The sequence below is a fragment of the Enterobacter sp. BIDMC109 genome, assembly GCF_001037885.1.
GTDB classification, from domain to species: Bacteria; Pseudomonadota; Gammaproteobacteria; order Enterobacterales; family Enterobacteriaceae; genus Enterobacter; species Enterobacter hormaechei_C.
In genome coordinates this window covers 1,768,455-1,784,775 of the sequence record NZ_KQ090002.1, presented here as the reverse complement: position 1 = coordinate 1,784,775, position 16,321 = coordinate 1,768,455, and the positions used below count along the sequence as shown (strand labels likewise).

Below are 16,321 nucleotides of genomic sequence, written 5' to 3'. Positions count from 1 at the left end.
ATGCGCTCATGCTCAAGATGAATCCGTTCATGAGTTATTATAACTTTCAACAATACTAATCTGTGTGCGACTGATGGCCCTAAAAACACCCCAAATTACGCCGACACGAAAGATCGTTGTCCGTACGGTAAGCCAGGCTCTGCCCCGTGCACATTATCAGCGTTGTCCCCAGTGCGATACGCTTTTTATGTTGCCGAAGATGAAATCGCACCAAAGTGCTTTTTGTCCATGCTGCGATGCCAAAATCCGCGATGGCCGGGACTGGTCATTGACGCGTCTGGCGGCAATGGCGGTCACCATGCTGCTGCTGATGCCCTTCGCCTGGACCGAGCCGCTGTTAAAGCTCTACCTGCTTGGCGTGCGTATTGACGCTAACGTGTTGCAGGGGATCTGGCAGATGACGCGCCAGGGCGATCCGCTTACGGCCGCCATGGTGCTGTTCTGCGTCGTCGGCGCGCCGTTGGTGCTGGTCGCGGCAATTGCCTACCTGTGGTTTGGCAACATTCTGGGGATGAACCTGCGCCCTGTCCTGCTCATGCTGGAAAAGCTCAAGGAGTGGGTGATGCTGGACATCTATCTGGTAGGCATTGGCGTGGCCTCCATCAAGGTGCAGGATTATGCGTTTTTACAACCCGGCATTGGCCTTTTCGCGTTTATTTCACTGGTCCTGCTGAGTATTTTGACCCTGATTCATCTGAATGTTGAACAGCTTTGGGAGCGATTTTACCCGCAGCGCCCCGCGACCCGGCCTGATGAAAACCTGCGCGTCTGCCTGGGCTGCCATTACACCGGTTTTCCGGATAAACGCGGGAGGTGCCCACGCTGCCACATTCCGTTAAGATTGCGACGCAACAACAGCCTGCAAAAGTGCTGGGCGGCGCTAATCGCCTCCCTGGTATTTTTGTTCCCGGCCAACATGCTGCCGATCTCCGTAATTTATGTGAACGGCGCCCGTCAGGAAGATACTATCCTTTCGGGGATTATCTCTCTGGCGCACAGTAACGTGGGGGTCGCCGCCATTGTTTTCATCGCCAGTATTCTGGTGCCCTTTACCAAAGTGGTGGTGATGTTTACGCTGCTTATTAGCATTCACTTTAAATGCGAACAAGGACTACGCACCCGCATCCTGCTTCTGCGATTTGTGACCTGGATTGGTCGCTGGTCGATGTTGGATCTGTTCGTGATTTCGCTGATGATGTCGCTCATCAATCGCGATCAGTTACTTGCTTTTACCATGGGACCCGCAGCTTTTTATTTCGGCTCTGCGGTGATATTGACTATTCTTGCAGTGGAATGGCTGGACAGCCGCTTACTTTGGGACGCACATGAGTCAGGAAACGCCCGCTTCGCCGACTGAAGCGAGAATTAAAACAAAACGCCGCATTTCGCCATTCTGGTTGCTGCCTGTTATCGCGCTGATGATCGCAGGCTGGCTTATCTGGACGAGCTATGAAGATCGCGGAAGTACCATCACGATTGATTTCCAGTCTGCGGACGGCATTGTCGCCGGACGTACCCCCGTTCGCTTCCAGGGGGTGGAAGTGGGTACCGTGCAGGATATTTCCCTTGGCAAAGGGCTGAACAAAATCCAGGTCCGGGCGAGCATTAAGTCTGATATGCAGGATGCCCTGCGTGCCGAAACGCAGTTCTGGCTGGTCACGCCTAAAGCCTCCCTGGCCGGCGTTTCCGGGCTGGATGCGCTTGTGGGCGGTAACTATATCGGCATGATGCCCGGCAAAGGTGAGCCACAGGATCACTTTGTTGCGCTGGATACCCAGCCGAAATATCGGCTGAATAACGGCGATTTGATGATCCATCTCCGCGCGCCGGATTTGGGCTCGCTGAACAGTGGTTCTCTGGTCTATTTCCGCAAAATTCCGGTAGGCCGCGTTTACGACTACGCCATTAACCCGAACAAAGATGGCGTGACCATTGATGTACTCATCGAGCGCCGTTTTACCAACCTGGTGAAAAAAGGCAGCCGCTTCTGGAACGTCTCAGGCGTCGATGCTGACCTGAGCTTAAGCGGTGCGAAAGTGAAGCTTGAGAGCCTGGCGGCGCTGGTGAATGGCGCTATCGCCTTCGACTCACCTGCTAACTCCAGCCCTGCCGCCGCAGAAGATACCTTTGGCCTGTACGCCGACCTGGCGCACAGCCAGCGCGGTGTCATCGTCAAGCTGACCCTGCCGGATGCCAAAGGCCTGAAAGCCGGTTCGACCCCGCTGATGTACCAGGGTTTAGAGGTCGGGCAACTGACAAAATTAACCCTCAATGCGGGCGGTTCCGTTACCGGCGAAATGACGGTGGATCCGAGTGTGGTGGATCTCCTGCGGGAAAAAACGCGCATTGAACTGCGTAATCCGAAGCTCTCCCTCAGCGACGCCAGCATCAGTTCTCTGCTGACGGGAAGCACCTTTGAGCTGATCCCCGGCGAAGGTGCGCCGAACAAAAACTTTGTTATCGCGCCGGCGGATAAAGCCCTGCTGCAAAAACCGGGCGTGTTGACGGTTACGCTGAATGCGCCGGAAAGCTACGGTATCGAAGCCGGGCAACCGCTGATCCTGCACGGTGTGCAGGTGGGCCAGGTCCTCGAACGTAAGCTGTCGGAAAAAGGGGTCTCCTTCTCCGCCGCCATCGATCCGCAGTACGGCAACCTGGTCCACGGCGACAGTAAATTTGTGGTTAACAGTCGGGTCGACGTGAAGGTGGGTCTGGACGGGGTTGAGTTCCTCGGCGCCAGCGCCAGTGAGTGGGTTAACGGCGGGATCCGCATTCTGCCGGGCAGCAAAGGTGCGCTGCGCGAAAGCTATCCGCTGTTCGCCAATCTGGACAAAGTCATTGAAAATAGCCTTGGCGACCTGCCAACCACCACGCTGACCTTAAGCGCTGAAACGCTGCCGGATGTCCAGGCAGGCTCCGTCGTGCTTTACCGTAAGTTTGAGGTGGGGGAAGTGATCACCGTTCGTCCTCGTGCGGACGCGTTTGATATCGAACTGCATATCAAGCCGGAGTACCGCAAGCTGCTCACGCCAAACAGCGTGTTCTGGGCTGAGGGTGGCGCGAAAGTGCAGCTCAACGGCAGCGGGCTGACCGTACAGGCATCGCCTCTCTCCCGTGCCCTGCGCGGTGCGATCAGCTTCGATAACCTGAGCGGCGCGGGCGGCAACATGCGTAAAGGTGACAAGCGGATCCTCTTCCCGTCCGAAACCGCGGCGCGCGCGGTCGGGGGGCAGATTACCCTGCACACCTTTGATGCCGGTAAACTGGCAGAAGGCATGCCCATCCGCTATCTCGGCATTGATATCGGGCAGGTCCAGAAGCTGACGCTGATCACCGCACGCAATGAAGTGCAGGCGACCGCCGTGCTTTATCCGGAATATGTGCAGACGTTTGCCCGGGCAGGCTCGCGCTTCTCGGTAGTTACGCCGCAAATTTCTGCCGCAGGGGTTGAGCATCTCGATACCATACTTCAGCCGTACATTAACGTTGAACCGGGTCGCGGCAACGCACGTCGTGAATTTGAGTTGCAGGAGGCCACCATCACCGACTCCCGTTACCTGGACGGTCTGAGCATTGTGGTTGAAGTGCCGGAAGCCGGTTCGCTGGGCATCGGTACGCCGGTCCTGTTCCGCGGCATTGAAGTAGGGACAGTAACAAGCCTGACGCTGGGTAATCTGTCCGATCGCGTGATGGTCGGCCTGCGCATCAGCCAGCGTTATCAGCATCTGGTGCGCAACAACTCGGTGTTCTGGCTCGCTTCAGGCTACTCGCTGGACTTCGGCCTGACCGGTGGCGTGGTCAAAACGGGGACCTTTAATCAGTTCATTCGCGGCGGCATTGCCTTCGCGACGCCGCCTGGCACGCCTCTGGCACCTAAGGCGCAGGCAGGTAAACACTTCCTGCTGCTGGAAAGTGAACCGAAAGAGTGGCGCGAATGGGGAACGGCGCTGCCGCGTTAATCTCGCAGGCTCCGGTGTCAACGCGCCGGAGCCTTTATGTTACACTGCGCGCCTGAATGTTTCCCTGTGGTGTGCCCGTGGCTCAAAACTCCGTATTTCTTCCCGAACAATTCCTCGCACAGATGCGCGAGGCGCTTCCAGCTCATCTCTCTTTCGACGATTTCGTTGCCGCCTGCCAGCGCCCTTTGCGCCGGAGTATTCGCGTCAATACGCTGAAAATCAGCGTCGGGGCGTTTCTGGATCTCGTCTCCCCCTACGGCTGGCAATTAACGCCAGTGCCGTGGTGTGAAGAGGGTTTCTGGATCGAACGGGATGACGAGGAGAGCCTGCCGCTCGGCAGCACCGCCGAGCACCTGAGCGGGCTGTTTTATATTCAGGAAGCCAGCTCCATGCTGCCGGTTGCTGCGCTGTTTGCCGACGGGAACCAGCCTGAGCGGGTTATGGATGTCGCGGCGGCGCCGGGCTCTAAAACCACGCAGATTGCCGCCCGGATGAACAACCGCGGCGCGATCCTCGCCAACGAATTTTCCGCCAGCCGCGTTAAAGTCCTGCACGCCAATATCAGCCGCTGCGGGATCCACAACGTCGCGTTAACGCACTTCGATGGTCGCGTGTTTGGCGCTGCCCTGCCGGAAGCCTTTGATGCCATCCTGCTCGACGCGCCCTGCTCCGGCGAAGGCGTGGTGCGTAAAGATCCTGATGCGTTAAAAAACTGGTCCGTTGAAAGCAACCTGGAGATCGCCGCCACACAGCGCGAACTGATCGACAGCGCGTTTCATGCCCTGCGCCCAGGCGGGACGCTGGTTTACTCTACCTGCACGCTGAATCGCGATGAAAACGAGGACGTCTGCCTGTGGCTCAAGCAACGCTATGCGGATGCCGTCGAGTTTCTGCCGCTGGACACCCTCTTCGACTCGGCCAGTCATGCGGCCACGCCTGAAGGCTTCCTGCATGTCTTCCCGCAGATTTACGATTGCGAAGGCTTCTTTGTTGCCCGTCTGCGTAAAACCCGCGCCGTCGATCCCTTGCCTGCCCCTAAGTTTAAGGTCGGCAACTTCCCGTTCACGCCGGTCAAAGGCCGTGAGGCGGCACAGGCGCAAGCGGCTGCGAGCAAAGTCGGCCTGCACTGGGATGAGAGCCTGCGCCTCTGGATGCGTGACAAAGAGCTGTGGCTGTTCCCGGTCAACATCGAACCGCTGATTGGTAAGGTGCGTTTCTCCCGCCTCGGTATTCGCCTGGCGGAGATCCACAACAAAGGCTATCGCTGGCAGCACGAAGCGGTCATTGCGCTGGCCGGCAGTGAGAACACCTTTGCCCTGACGCATCAGGAAGCGGAAGAGTGGTATCGCGGTCGTGACGTTTACCCGGAAGACGGCCCCTCACAGGATGAAGTCATCGTGACGTATCAGGGCTATCCGCTGGGGCTGGCGAAAAAAGTCGGCTCGCGGCTGAAAAACAGCTATCCGCGCGAACTGGTACGCGATGGCCGCCTGTTTACCGGTAACAACCGCAGCGCCTGAAAAAAAGCGCATTTTTTTACTGGCGATTTCGCTCTCCTTGTCTAGGATCAAGAATGGGTGACTGCACTGGTCATACCAGATTTTGGGCAACAAACCGGAGAGCATTATGACGAAAACCAGCGTACGCATTGGCGCTTTTGAAATCGACGACGCTGAATTGCGCGGCGAATCACAAGGCGAACGAACGTTAAGTATTCCCTGCAAATCCGATCCGGATTTGTGCATGCAGCTGGACGCCTGGGATGCAGATACCAGCGTCCCGGCGATCCTTGATGGGGAACATTCCGTTCTGTACCGTGAGCATTACGACAGTAAAACCGATGCCTGGGTCTTGCGTCTTGCCTGACTCAAAGAGAACCCGCCCGAAGGCGGGTTATTTATTACTGAAGCTGCGCCAGCGTCAGAAAGCCCCCGAATACTGCCCCCGTATCAATGTAGTGCAGATTGTTAAAATCGTAGCGTTTGTCCACAGGCGTATGTCCAAACCAGAAGTGATCCGCACCGCTAATGCCCTGCCCTTTGCCCACCATAAAACCCATTAGCCGGTCGCGATCCCACAGCACGCGCTGGGCATCCACCGGCTTATGCCAGCCATATTCGGCGGAGGGATAATCCGCATGAGCAATCACGTTCAGACCGTTTTTGCAGGTTATTTCAATAATGTGCGGTAAGTCCCGACACGCATCGAGTAAACCCTTCGCCTGTTTTTGTTGAGCGTCCTTAAGCCCGGTAAACCAGTTACCGCCATTTATCGACCAGAGACTAAAATCATTATTTTCAAGCGCATCTAACGCCATTTGCTCGTGATTACCGCGTACCGCATAAAACCAGTTTTCCTGCATCAGTTGTAAACATTTTACGCTGTCAGGCCCGCGATCGATAATATCCCCCACCGAGATCAGCAGATCCGTATCAGGATTAAAATGCCGTCGTTTCAGCTCATCCATAAGCCACTGATAGCAACCATGAATATCGCTGACAACCCAGACATGACGCCAGTGTTCTCCCTCTATTTTCTGATACATAACGCCTCCTGTAAGAAGTATAGCTGCCACAGAAAATGTCATGAGCTGGCGTTGGATTTTGCCAATCCAAACAAACCATAAACCAGCCGGAAATAAAGATCGCTGCGCTATTAATCCCTTATTCCCTGGCCTTTAAAATAGAGCGGAATAAAAAGAGGGATTTTCACGTGTCAAACATACACCTGCAAAACGATGTTTTTTATCCGCATCGCACAAATATTATTTCTGAACTGGTGAGAGGAAAACGCGTTCCCGGCCCAATCTGGCACAAACGTGATTACCGGTTAAAGTTCCTACTGCGCTCGCTTTTATTCTGGTCCTCCACCCATCGCATGCTGGAGGCCCTGTCCGGGCGCGATGATTTCGACAGGCTGCTCACCTCTCAAATTACCTTGCCGAGCAAAACTCACCGCCAGTATCTGATGCGCGGCCTGAACTCAAACGATCGGGCCGATGCTATCGTCAGCCACTATCAGTGGATTGATAGTCTGAAAAACATCGCCCTCGCCCACGCGCTGACCAGCCCGCAAGAGGTGCCGGTTGTCCGGTTCGAGGCAAAAAACGGCGAAATCTATACCGTCCACGCCTCGTCCGCAGGTAAGGCCGAACGCGAAGGCGAAAGCACGCTTTGGCTGCACGACAATGACAATACGCTGCTTGCCAGCCTGACGTTCTGTGTCGCACGCAGTAACGGCCGTACGGTGCTGGTGATCGGCGGCCTTCAGGGTCCACGTCGTCATGTTTCACGGGAGGTGATTAAGCAGGCTACCCGTGCCTGCCATGGGCTTTTCCCGAAACGCGTGCTGATGGAGGTGATCTTCCAGCTTGCCTCACGCTCGAACATTAGCGCGATTTTTGCCGTCAGCGATGAAGGCCATGTTTTCCGCGCGCTGCGCTACCGTCTGAGCAAAGGCCGTCATTTTCACGCCAGCTACGACGAGTTCTGGGAAGGCCTGAACGGAAAGAAACTCTCCCCCTTCTGCTGGCAGTTGCCGCTTCAGATAGAGCGTAAAGCACTGGATGAGATTGCCAGCAAAAAACGCGCCGAATACCGTCGCCGCTTTGCGTTACTTGATGATATTGCGGCTTCCGTACATGCGCGCATTGGTCCCGCAGTCGTCTCAGGCAAAATACAAACAAAAATTTAACAAAACAGCCAAAAAGGACTGGACTTACGCCTGCCGGGTTGTGGTATGTTTGAGGCAGGCGCACAGGAAGTGAACCTTCTGCTGAGACGAAAACCGGATTTTATCGTTTATTTTCAAGCAGATAAAAAGAGACCGAATACGATTCCTGTATTCGGTCCAGGGAAATGGCTCTTGGGAGAGAGCCGTGCGCTAAAAGTTGGCATTAATGCAGGCTCAATCGCCTTGCCCTTTAAGAATAGATGACGACGTCAGGTTTTCCAGTCCACAGCAAAAGTGGTCTGAAAAAAAGCGTCAGAACATCACTAAATGTGAAAAACCGCAGAGCTTTTACAAGCACCTGCGGTTTTTTTTTACTGGAAACCTGACGGCTAGCAGAGCTTTTCAGCGCGCTCAATAAACGGTGCCAGACTCTTCTTCTGCCCGGGGTTTGCCGGGTCATCTACCTGGATCACGCTGACAGGCTGTCCGTTACTTTTCCCGCTGGCAACCTGCTGCTCCGCCACGTCATTTAACGGATACTGCACGAGCGTACTGGGATTGATGACATACAGCGCGTTACCGGGACGGCAGGTAAGCATGACTTCTTCACGATTAAATGCCCAGTTGTCCTTACCCACTTCAAACCGGCTGACAGTGATGACCTGCGGCGCGGCTAACGCACTGCTGGCACAGGTGAGAAGTAAAAGAGAAAGCAGTGTCTTTTTCATATGTTATTTAACCTTGTCAGAAGGGTTCCCAGGTCGCGAACAGGCTGACGGCGGCCAGTACCAGCGCGCCCAGCACCACCTCTGCCTGTGTCATCCTGATAAAAATCTGTTGTTCCCGCCCGGCCTCCGGGCGAAAGCGTGGCACAAGAAAATACCGATTCGCCAGCGCAATTGCCACCATCATCATGACCAGCGCACATTTGAACAACAACAGCTGGACATAAGGCGCCTGCCACGGCACGTTTATGCCAACAATAAAGAGCGTATTGATTATCCCGGTCAGCAGCACGCCTGCCACGGCGTAATGCCCCACGCGGGAGAAGCGCATCATGGTAAAGATAGCGGCTGGCTGCCAGCGGCCTTTCGCCAGACGCATACAAAACAGCAGCGGCAGTAAACCACCCACCCAGGTCGCGGCGCAGAGCAGGTGAAGCGCATGGTTGAGACGATGCAACGCTCCCGGTGCGCCACCGTTCATCGCGGCATGTCCCACGCCCGCCAGCAGCACCAGCTGCCCCATCGCGAGCAGTAACAGCCGTGAGCCTTTTTGCGGGGTAAGCCATGCAGCGCCCGCCGTCACAACGGCCAGCACCATTTGCCACAACCAGACGCCGCCAAATTGCGTTCCCAGCACGCTGCGCCAGACCGCCGGACGAATGACATCGCCCCAGCCGTTGCCCATCAACCCACTTTGCAGGCCAAACATCAGCAGAGCCGCTATCAGGCTGATTAAGGCCGCGAGTTTCTGCTGCCGCTGGAAACGCCGGGCCGTGAGGCGCTGCAACGAAGACGGCGCAAACCAGACGCTGTAAAGCGCGTTGCCGAAAAGCAGCATCAGCGCAGCAAAATGGATAAAGCGTAACGCGACGTAGCTCAGGGTCAGCATGCTATTTCACGCTAAAGTGATAGCTGCCTTTGGTTTTGTGGCCATCCACGGAGACCACATGCCAGTCCACCGTGTAGGTGCCGGACGTCAACGGTTTCTCAAGAGGAACAATCAGCTTTGCGTTATCCTTCTCGTCACGCTTCACCGCGCCGGTCTGGATCTTGTGCTGCTGCGCGTCCGTCACCACCACGCCGCTGAAGGCAGGCTCAATGCCTTCCGAGAAGTTCAGGGTAATGACCTCTGGTGCCACCGCAACGGTATTTTCCTGCGGGGATTGCTGCTTAAGATGCGCATGGGCCAGAACTGAGGGCGTGATGGCTGAAGAGAGCAGAAAGACCAGCGCGCACGCGACACGGGAAGGGGTAAAATGCATCACAATCATTCCTTTTCGTTATGCCTGAATGCTAAAGAATAACTCTGTATAATTAACGAGTCGAGGAACATCCTTTGCTCCCTTGTCATCGTTGAACAATCGCGGTAACGTTGCCGCCGCAGAAAAAGGAGAAGGAAATGAACGTTAATCTGGCCGCCCTTCCTCAGGACGAGATGGACAAAGTGAATGTCGATCTCGCCGCCGCGGGGGTCGCATTCAAAGAGCGTTACAACATGCCCGTCGTGGCTGAAGTGGTAGAGCGTGAACAACCCGCGCATCTGCGCGACTGGTTTCGCGAACGTCTCATTGCGCATCGCCTCGCCTCCGTCAATCTCTCGCGCCTGCCGTACGAACCTAAAGTTAAATAAGCTTAACGTCTCGTTACACTTCCTTACGCGTTATGTGGCAGGATAAGAAAACCCTGATAAATTTAGGTGTAATCTTAAAATCCCAGCGACTTAGTGTATAAGGAAGTCACGATGTCACGATGGAATATTGCCGCGGCTCAGTATGCCCCGCGGCACAACTGTGTTGATGAGCACGTAAAACATCACCTGCACTTTATTGCCGAGGCTGCCTGGCATGGGTGCGATTTGATCGTCTTTCCGGAGCTTTCGCTTACCGGTCCAGGCGGAACATCCTTACCCCCACCCCCTGACGATTTGCAGCTTGCCCCCCTCCTTCACGCCGCCCAGTCACGTTTCATCACGGTGATTGCTGGTATTACGCTCCAGCAACACGGCCAGCGCCAGAAAGGACTCGCGCTTTTCACCCCTAACCTGTCGACCATTCGGCGTTATCCGCAGGGCAACGGTGCGGGTGTTATTCCTGGCGATAAACGGTTAACCATCGTGGATAACCAGGCTGACGCCCCGGAACTGGACCCGGAGGCAACGCTGTTCACCAGCAGCCTGGCCGTGGGCGAGCATCGCTGGCGGCAATCCATCGGTTCGTTACAACGCTTCGCGCACAAGTACGCCATCGCGGTATTAATGGCGAACGCGCGCGGCGGTAGCGCGTTATGGGATGAAAAAGGTCAGCTGATCGTACGTGCGGATAAGGGAGAACTGCTGCTAACCGGTTCTTTAGGCCAACAGGGTTGGCAAGGCGATATCATTCCATTAGGCTAGGCATTTTTGGATCAGGAGCGATCAATGCTGCGCGTTATCGATACCGAAACCTGTGATTTGCAGGGTGGAATTGTGGAAGTCGCTTCTGTCGACGTGATTGACGGAAAGATAGTCAACCCCATGAGCCATCTGGTGCGCCCGGATCGTCCCATCAGTGCGCAGGCGATGGCGATACATCGTATTACGGAATCGATGGTGGCGGATAAGCCGTGGATTGAAGAGATCATCCCTCTTTACCACGGTAGCCAGTGGTATGTGGCCCATAACGCCAGCTTTGACCGCCGCGTGCTGCCGGAGATGCCCGGCGAATGGATTTGCACTATGAAGCTGGCGCGCCGTCTGTGGCCGGGGATCAAATACAGCAATATGGCGCTGTATAAGTCGCGCAAACTCAGCGTACGGACGCCGGAAGGGCTGCATCATCACCGCGCTCTTTACGACTGCTACATCACCGCAGCGCTCCTGATTGATATCATGAATACTTCCGGCTGGACGCCAGACGATATGGCGACCATTACCGGGCGCCCTGCGCTACTGACCACCTTTACGTTCGGAAAATATCGCGGGAAGCCAGTATCGGAAGTGGCGGACAAAGATCCGGGCTATTTGCGCTGGCTGTACAACAACCTCGACAAAATGAGCCCGGAACTGCGCCTGACGCTGAAGCATTATTTAGGCGAAGCCTGAGTCCCCGCCCGGCCTGGCAGCGTATCCTGCGCCAGGCCAATCAAAAAGGCGTACTCCAGCGCCACCCCTTCATAGGATTTAAATCGCCCTGATTTCCCTCCGTGCCCCGAGTCCATATCGGTACACAGCAGCAGCAAATTATCGTCAGTTTTCAGCTCACGCAACTTCGCCACCCATTTCGCGGGCTCCCAGTACTGTACCTGGGAATCGTGCAGGCCGGTGGTCACCAGCATATGCGGATAGGCTTTCGCCTCGACGTTATCGTACGGGCTGTACTCTTTCATGTAGCGATAATAGGTTTCATCCTGCGGGTTCCCCCACTCCTCAAACTCCCCGGTGGTCAGCGGAATGGACTCATCCAGCATGGTCGTCACCACGTCCACAAACGGCACCTGGGCGATAACGCCTTTAAACAGTTCAGGCCGCTGGTTGATCACGGCGCCCATAAGCATGCCCCCGGCGCTGCCCCCCATGCCAAAGCAGAGCTGCGGATCGCCATAACCCTGCGCGATCAGCGCATCGCAAACATCAAGGTAGTCATTAAAGGTATTTTTCTTTTTGAGAAATTTTCCGTCTTCATACCAGTGCTGACCCAGCTCGCCGCCGCCGCGAATATGGGCAATCGCATAAACAAAACCGCGGTCGAGCAGGCTCAGCCTGCTGCTGCTGAAATCGGCGTCCATGCTGGATCCATAGGAGCCATAGCCATAGACGAGGATGGGGTTTTTACCTTTGTTGAAGTGCGCCTTGTGATAGACGAGCGACACTGGGACTTCAACGCCGTCGCGTGCGGTCACCCACAGGTGCTCACTGCGATAATTTTCCGACTCAAAACCCCGGACCTCAGCCTGTTTAATCACCTGACGCTGCCCGGTGTCCATATCCAGTTCAAACAACGTATCCGGGGTGGTCATCGACGAATAGCCGTATCGCAGGCGGGACGATTCCGGTTCCGGGTTAAAGCCGATCCACGTTACGTAAGCCGGGTCATCGAACGCAATGCCCACCACTTCGCGGGTTTTGCGATTGATTTGGCGGATACTGGTCAGTCCGCGCTGACGCTCTTCCACCACCAGCCAGTCGGTAAACAGGGTGAACCCCTCCAGCATCACCTGATCGCGCGCGGGAATTAACACTTCCCATTTGCGTTCATCGCGCACTTTGGTTTTATAAAGGCCAAAGTTTTTGCCCTCGCGGTTCGAACGCAGGTAAAAGCTGTGCTGGAAGTGATCCAGGCTGTACTCATGATCTTTACGGCGCGGCAGGAAGCACAGCGGCTGCGCATCCGGCAGCTCTGCATCCAGCAGCAGCACTTCCGAGGTGGTGGCGCTGGAGAGGAAAATGATCACATAGTGGCGAGACGACGTTTTGTGCAGGCTGACATAGAACGTCTCATCTTTTTCCTCATACACCAGTTCATCGTCGGCGGAATCGGTCCCCACCGTATGACGCCAGACCTGATAAGGCAGCAGCGTTGAGACATGCTTTTTAACGTAGTAGACCGTTTCTGAATCGTTACCCCAGACGAAATCGGGGGAGACATTATCCAGCATTTCGGGATACCAGTTTCCCGTTTCAAGATTGCGGAAACGCAAACCGTACTGGCGGCGGGAGAGGTAATCCTCAGCCAGCGCCATAATGGCGTTATCGGGGGAAATGGACATGCCGCCCAGCGTATAAAACTCACTGTGGGCAGCACGTTTGTTTGCATCCAGCAGGATCTCCCATTCATCCCACTCGGCGCTCAGCACAGACTGGCGCTGGTAGATGGGATATTCGTTTCCCGGCTCATAAATATGGCGATAGCGATAACCGTTTTTGCACCACGGAGCAGAGACATCACGCTGGGGGATACGCTGCACCATTTCCTTCAGAAGTTGATCCTGAAGCGCCTGCTGGCTGGCCATGACCTGGCGGCCATAGTCGTTTTCCTCGTGCAGATAGTCCAGCACCTCTGGCCGGGAACGAGAATCGTCCCGCAGCCAGTAGTAGTTATCGATACGCGTATCGCCATGCGTGGTGATCGCATAAGGAGTACGTCGGGCTTTTGGAGGCATGGCATTCTTACTTTTTCGTTTTACATCCTATAAGGTTGGCAAAACACGCGTATGATGCAAGCGAAACATGGCCTTCTAGCCCACGAGGGTCTGCTTCTGCTGCTGAATATCCTGCTCAATTCCCTCACGAACGTCCTGTGGGATCTTCAGCGCATCGCCCAGGGCGTTCAGGTAGCTGCGCTCCATAAAGTGATCGATATCGATGGCGGCACAGCTCAGAAAATAGAGTTCCAGCGCCTCTTCTTCGTTTTTCACGCTTTGCGCCAGACGCTGCGGGTCAAGCGGCTGTTCGATGGCCTGCGCCACCAGCGCCCTGCCCTGCTCCTCAACGCCCGCTTCCCGCATCTGCTGTTCAATTGCGGCACGTTCACTGGCATCAATATGCCCGTCGCTCTTGGCCGCAAAGACCAGGGCGAGGATCAACCGCTCGGTGCGTAAATCTAACGGCGATACCTGCTTCCCGTACTGCGGTTCATCCTGATGCGCGATGCGCACCTTGTCTTTGTATTTGTTCCATAAGACGGAGCCTGCAATAGCCCCTCCGCCCGCCAGCAGCGCGCCGGTACCGTATTTGGTAAGCAGTTTCCGCGATGATTTATTGGCAACCAGCAAACCGGCCAGCCCGCCGAGCGCACCCGGCACCAGCAGCTTGCTCAGACCCTGCTCGCCGGACGACGAGCCTTTTTGTCCCAACAGGGATTGCAGTTGATTCATCCAGCCTGACATATTTTTCCTCACGTAACAGTGCGTAACCTTCACAGCCTAAGCGAGCGGGTGTCAGGAAATGTCTGTCAGTACTAAAGAAGCGCAAATTTCCCTGCTGTCCGGTTATCCCCATACAAGACAGACGCAAACGTTTTCGTTTATACTGCCCGCATCTTTTTCAGGGGGATTTTTATGACTCGTTTAGGAACCGCGCTGCGTCCCGCCGCGACGCCCGTCATGCTGTTGGGATCGGGTGAACTGGGTAAAGAAGTGGCCATTGAATGCCAGCGTTTAGGTGTGGAAGTGATTGCGGTGGACCGTTACGCGAATGCGCCCGCCATGCACGTCGCGCATCGCTCGCACGTCATCGATATGCTTGACGGTAATGCGCTGCGGGGGTTAATTGCCGACGAAAAACCGGATTTCGTGGTACCTGAAATTGAGGCCATTGCCACTGAGATGTTGATTGCCCTTGAACAGGAAGGCCAGCGCGTGGTGCCCTGCGCCACTGCGGCAAAACTGACCATGAACCGGGAAGGCATTCGTCGCCTGGCGGCAGAAGAATTACAGCTCCCGACCTCCAGCTACCGTTTTGCCGGGGATAAAGCTGCGTTTCTCCAGGCCGTAGAGGAGATTGGCTACCCGTGCATCATTAAGCCGGTAATGAGCTCCTCCGGCAAAGGGCAGAGCTTTATCCGCGACAGCAGCACGCTGGACAACGCCTGGGACTATGCCCAGCAGGGAGGCCGAGCCGGGGCCGGGCGCGTCATCGTGGAAGGCGTGGTGAAGTTTGATTTTGAAATTACCCTGCTCACCGTCAGCGCCGTGGATGGCGTTTATTTCTGCGACCCGATTGGTCATCGGCAGGAAGACGGCGATTATCGCGAATCCTGGCAGCCGCAGCAGATGAGCGCGCTGGCGCTGGCACGCGCACAGGAGATCGCCCGCAAGACGGTGCTGGCGCTGGGCGGCTACGGCCTGTTCGGCGTGGAATTGTTTGTTTGCGGCGACGAGGTGATCTTCAGCGAAGTCTCCCCTCGTCCGCACGATACCGGGATGGTTACGCTGATTTCACAGGATCTCTCTGAGTTCGCGCTGCATGTACGCGCTTTCCTCGGTCTGCCGGTTGGCGGCATCCGTCAGTACGGCCCGGCAGCCTCGGCGGTGATCCTGCCGCAGCTGACCAGCCAGAATGTCACCTTTGATAACGTCGAAGGTGCGGTTGGCGCAGGCTTGCAGGTCCGGCTGTTCGGCAAACCGGAGATCGACGGAAGCCGTCGTCTGGGCGTGGCATTAGCGACCGGGGAAAATGTGGACGAAGCCGTCGCGAGAGCAAAAAGAGCGGCTGCGAACGTCAGCGTAGCAGGATAAAAAAACGGGCCGAAAGGCCCGTTTTAACTGTCTGGCTGGCCGGGTTAGGCGCAGCCGACACCCGGCAAACAAACTTACTGTTTCGCGCCTTCTACCGCTTCGCGAGCCAGTTTAGTGATGCGATCCCAGTCGCCTGCTTCCAGCGCATCCGCCGGAACCAGCCAGGAGCCGCCGATGCACAGCACGCTTTTCAGCGCCAGATAGTCACGGTAGTTGGCCGGAGAGATGCCGCCCGTTGGGCAGAAACGCACCTGGGAGAATGGGCCCGCAATGGCCTGCAACGCTTTGGTGCCGCCGTTCGCTTCAGCCGGGAAGAATTTGAACTCTTTCAGGCCGTAGTCCATGCCCAGCATCAGTTCAGAAACGGTGCTGATACCCGGGATCAGCGGAATAGAACCTTCGGTTGCGGCTTTCAGTAGCGGCTCAGTCAGCCCCGGGCTGATGGCAAACTGTGCGCCCGCTTCGGTCACTTCCGCCAGCTGCTGCGCATTCAGAACCGTACCGGCACCAATGATCGCTTCCGGCACTTCTTTGGCGATAGCACGGATCGCATCCATCGCACAGGCGGTACGCAGGGTCACTTCCAGAACGCGAACGCCACCCGCAACCAGTGCCTTCGCCATTGGGACAGCGTGCTCCAGTTTGTTTACCACAATAACCGGCACGACAGGGCCAGTGGTCAGGATTGCTTCTGCACTTGTTTTCCAGTTTTTCATCAGAGTTTTCTCTCGCCAGATCGTTAAAATCAAGTCG

At 56.0% G+C, this 16,321-nt stretch carries 17 protein-coding genes; 10 read left to right on the top strand and 7 right to left on the bottom strand.

The genetic code is table 11. The features are described from left to right. Positions 1-73 precede the first annotated feature (73 nt). The 4 genes from yebS (at position 74) to SK62_RS08505 (ending at position 5,825) form a co-directional block, all read left to right on the top strand. On the top strand, positions 74-1,357 hold the full coding sequence (gene yebS / locus SK62_RS08520; protein WP_020480541.1) for a membrane integrity lipid transport subunit YebS: 1,284 nt from the start codon (positions 74-76) through the stop codon (positions 1,355-1,357). Further along, positions 1,326-3,959: a PqiB family protein gene (locus tag SK62_RS08515; RefSeq protein WP_048249476.1), complete on the top strand. Its 2,634-nt coding sequence runs from the start codon at positions 1,326-1,328 to the stop codon at positions 3,957-3,959. The genes yebS and SK62_RS08515 overlap by 32 nt, the downstream gene beginning before the upstream one ends. Positions 3,960-4,015: 56 nt before the next feature. Then, complete coding sequence (rsmF, locus tag SK62_RS08510; RefSeq protein WP_017693253.1) at positions 4,016-5,479, top strand: 16S rRNA (cytosine(1407)-C(5))-methyltransferase RsmF; 1,464 nt, start codon at positions 4,016-4,018, stop codon at positions 5,477-5,479. A 106-nt stretch (positions 5,480-5,585) separates the two neighbouring features. Continuing rightward, positions 5,586-5,825, top strand: a complete 240-nt coding sequence (locus tag SK62_RS08505; protein ID WP_003859885.1) for a YebV family protein — start codon at positions 5,586-5,588, stop codon at positions 5,823-5,825. 34 nt (positions 5,826-5,859) lie between these two features. Here the strand turns inward: SK62_RS08505 and pphA are convergent, their stop codons facing one another. Then, positions 5,860-6,504 carry a protein-serine/threonine phosphatase gene (gene pphA / locus SK62_RS08500; RefSeq protein ID WP_015570293.1) on the bottom strand — a complete coding sequence of 215 codons (645 nt, stop codon included), beginning with the start codon at positions 6,502-6,504 and terminating at the stop codon, positions 5,860-5,862. A gap of 167 nt (positions 6,505-6,671) precedes the next feature. Between pphA and SK62_RS08495 the strand changes: the two genes are divergently transcribed. After that, positions 6,672-7,652 carry a VirK/YbjX family protein gene (locus tag SK62_RS08495; protein ID WP_047719460.1) on the top strand — a complete coding sequence of 327 codons (981 nt, stop codon included), beginning with the start codon at positions 6,672-6,674 and terminating at the stop codon, positions 7,650-7,652. Between the two features lie 45 nt (positions 7,653-7,697). Further along, on the top strand, positions 7,698-7,895 hold the full coding sequence (locus tag SK62_RS08490; RefSeq protein WP_017693250.1) for a hypothetical protein: 198 nt from the start codon (positions 7,698-7,700) through the stop codon (positions 7,893-7,895). A 125-nt stretch (positions 7,896-8,020) separates the two neighbouring features. Here SK62_RS08490 and SK62_RS08485 read toward each other — a convergent pair whose 3' ends face one another. Genes SK62_RS08485 through yobA form a run of 3 tightly spaced genes read right to left on the bottom strand, consistent with a single transcriptional unit; the run spans position 8,021 to position 9,618 of the window. Beyond that, complete coding sequence (locus tag SK62_RS08485; RefSeq protein ID WP_003859787.1) at positions 8,021-8,359, bottom strand: YebY family protein; 339 nt, start codon at positions 8,357-8,359, stop codon at positions 8,021-8,023. Between the two features lie 16 nt (positions 8,360-8,375). Next, positions 8,376-9,245 (bottom strand): copper homeostasis membrane protein CopD, encoded by an 870-nt coding sequence (gene copD, locus SK62_RS08480; RefSeq protein WP_047719459.1) that lies wholly within the window; start codon positions 9,243-9,245, stop codon positions 8,376-8,378. A gap of 1 nt (position 9,246) precedes the next feature. Next, a complete protein-coding gene (yobA, locus tag SK62_RS08475) occupies positions 9,247-9,618 on the bottom strand; it encodes a CopC domain-containing protein YobA (RefSeq protein ID WP_023296802.1) in 372 nt (123 codons plus the stop codon). 137 nt (positions 9,619-9,755) lie between these two features. Here yobA and SK62_RS08470 point away from each other — a divergent pair, with 137 nt between their 5' ends. From SK62_RS08470 to exoX, 3 genes are all read left to right on the top strand, one after another. Next, positions 9,756-9,986, top strand: coding sequence for a DNA polymerase III subunit theta (locus SK62_RS08470; protein ID WP_003859784.1), 231 nt, complete (start codon positions 9,756-9,758; stop codon positions 9,984-9,986). A 111-nt stretch (positions 9,987-10,097) separates the two neighbouring features. Next, on the top strand, positions 10,098-10,748 hold the full coding sequence (locus tag SK62_RS08465) for a carbon-nitrogen hydrolase family protein (RefSeq protein ID WP_003859783.1): 651 nt from the start codon (positions 10,098-10,100) through the stop codon (positions 10,746-10,748). Between the two features lie 24 nt (positions 10,749-10,772). Continuing rightward, positions 10,773-11,435: an exodeoxyribonuclease X gene (gene exoX / locus SK62_RS08460; protein ID WP_047733794.1), complete on the top strand. Its 663-nt coding sequence runs from the start codon at positions 10,773-10,775 to the stop codon at positions 11,433-11,435. Here the strand turns inward: exoX and ptrB are convergent. Together ptrB and SK62_RS08450 are read right to left on the bottom strand one after the other, a co-directional pair. Next, the gene (gene ptrB, locus SK62_RS08455) at positions 11,417-13,492 is read right to left on the bottom strand and encodes an oligopeptidase B (RefSeq protein WP_017693247.1); all 2,076 of its coding nucleotides are present in this window, start codon (positions 13,490-13,492) and stop codon (positions 11,417-11,419) included. The genes exoX and ptrB overlap by 19 nt on opposite strands. A gap of 75 nt (positions 13,493-13,567) precedes the next feature. Beyond that, a complete protein-coding gene (locus tag SK62_RS08450) occupies positions 13,568-14,218 on the bottom strand; it encodes a tellurite resistance TerB family protein (protein WP_047719457.1) in 651 nt (216 codons plus the stop codon). 171 nt (positions 14,219-14,389) lie between these two features. Between SK62_RS08450 and purT the strand changes: the two genes are divergently transcribed. Further along, positions 14,390-15,568 (top strand): formate-dependent phosphoribosylglycinamide formyltransferase, encoded by a 1,179-nt coding sequence (purT, locus tag SK62_RS08445; RefSeq protein WP_047719456.1) that lies wholly within the window; start codon positions 14,390-14,392, stop codon positions 15,566-15,568. Positions 15,569-15,642: 74 nt separating this feature from the next. Here the strand turns inward: purT and kdgA are convergent, their stop codons facing one another. Beyond that, a complete protein-coding gene (gene kdgA, locus SK62_RS08440; protein WP_003859774.1) occupies positions 15,643-16,284 on the bottom strand; it encodes a bifunctional 4-hydroxy-2-oxoglutarate aldolase/2-dehydro-3-deoxy-phosphogluconate aldolase in 642 nt (213 codons plus the stop codon). Positions 16,285-16,321 lie beyond the last annotated feature (37 nt).

Coding starts and splice junctions, on each gene's coding strand:
- yebS (WP_020480541.1), top strand. CDS start 74: ATGGCCCTAAAAACACCCCAAATTACGCCGACACGAAAGATCGTTGTC.
- SK62_RS08515 (WP_048249476.1), top strand. CDS start 1,326: ATGAGTCAGGAAACGCCCGCTTCGCCGACTGAAGCGAGAATTAAAACA.
- rsmF (WP_017693253.1), top strand. CDS start 4,016: ATGTTTCCCTGTGGTGTGCCCGTGGCTCAAAACTCCGTATTTCTTCCC.
- SK62_RS08505 (WP_003859885.1), top strand. CDS start 5,586: ATGACGAAAACCAGCGTACGCATTGGCGCTTTTGAAATCGACGACGCT.
- pphA (WP_015570293.1), bottom strand. CDS start 6,504: ATGTATCAGAAAATAGAGGGAGAACACTGGCGTCATGTCTGGGTTGTC.
- SK62_RS08490 (WP_017693250.1), top strand. CDS start 7,698: ATGTTTGAGGCAGGCGCACAGGAAGTGAACCTTCTGCTGAGACGAAAA.
- SK62_RS08485 (WP_003859787.1), bottom strand. CDS start 8,359: ATGAAAAAGACACTGCTTTCTCTTTTACTTCTCACCTGTGCCAGCAGT.
- copD (WP_047719459.1), bottom strand. CDS start 9,245: ATGCTGACCCTGAGCTACGTCGCGTTACGCTTTATCCATTTTGCTGCG.
- yobA (WP_023296802.1), bottom strand. CDS start 9,618: ATGCATTTTACCCCTTCCCGTGTCGCGTGCGCGCTGGTCTTTCTGCTC.
- SK62_RS08470 (WP_003859784.1), top strand. CDS start 9,756: ATGAACGTTAATCTGGCCGCCCTTCCTCAGGACGAGATGGACAAAGTG.
- SK62_RS08465 (WP_003859783.1), top strand. CDS start 10,098: ATGTCACGATGGAATATTGCCGCGGCTCAGTATGCCCCGCGGCACAAC.
- exoX (WP_047733794.1), top strand. CDS start 10,773: ATGCTGCGCGTTATCGATACCGAAACCTGTGATTTGCAGGGTGGAATT.
- ptrB (WP_017693247.1), bottom strand. CDS start 13,492: ATGCCTCCAAAAGCCCGACGTACTCCTTATGCGATCACCACGCATGGC.
- SK62_RS08450 (WP_047719457.1), bottom strand. CDS start 14,218: ATGTCAGGCTGGATGAATCAACTGCAATCCCTGTTGGGACAAAAAGGC.
- purT (WP_047719456.1), top strand. CDS start 14,390: ATGACTCGTTTAGGAACCGCGCTGCGTCCCGCCGCGACGCCCGTCATG.
- kdgA (WP_003859774.1), bottom strand. CDS start 16,284: ATGAAAAACTGGAAAACAAGTGCAGAAGCAATCCTGACCACTGGCCCT.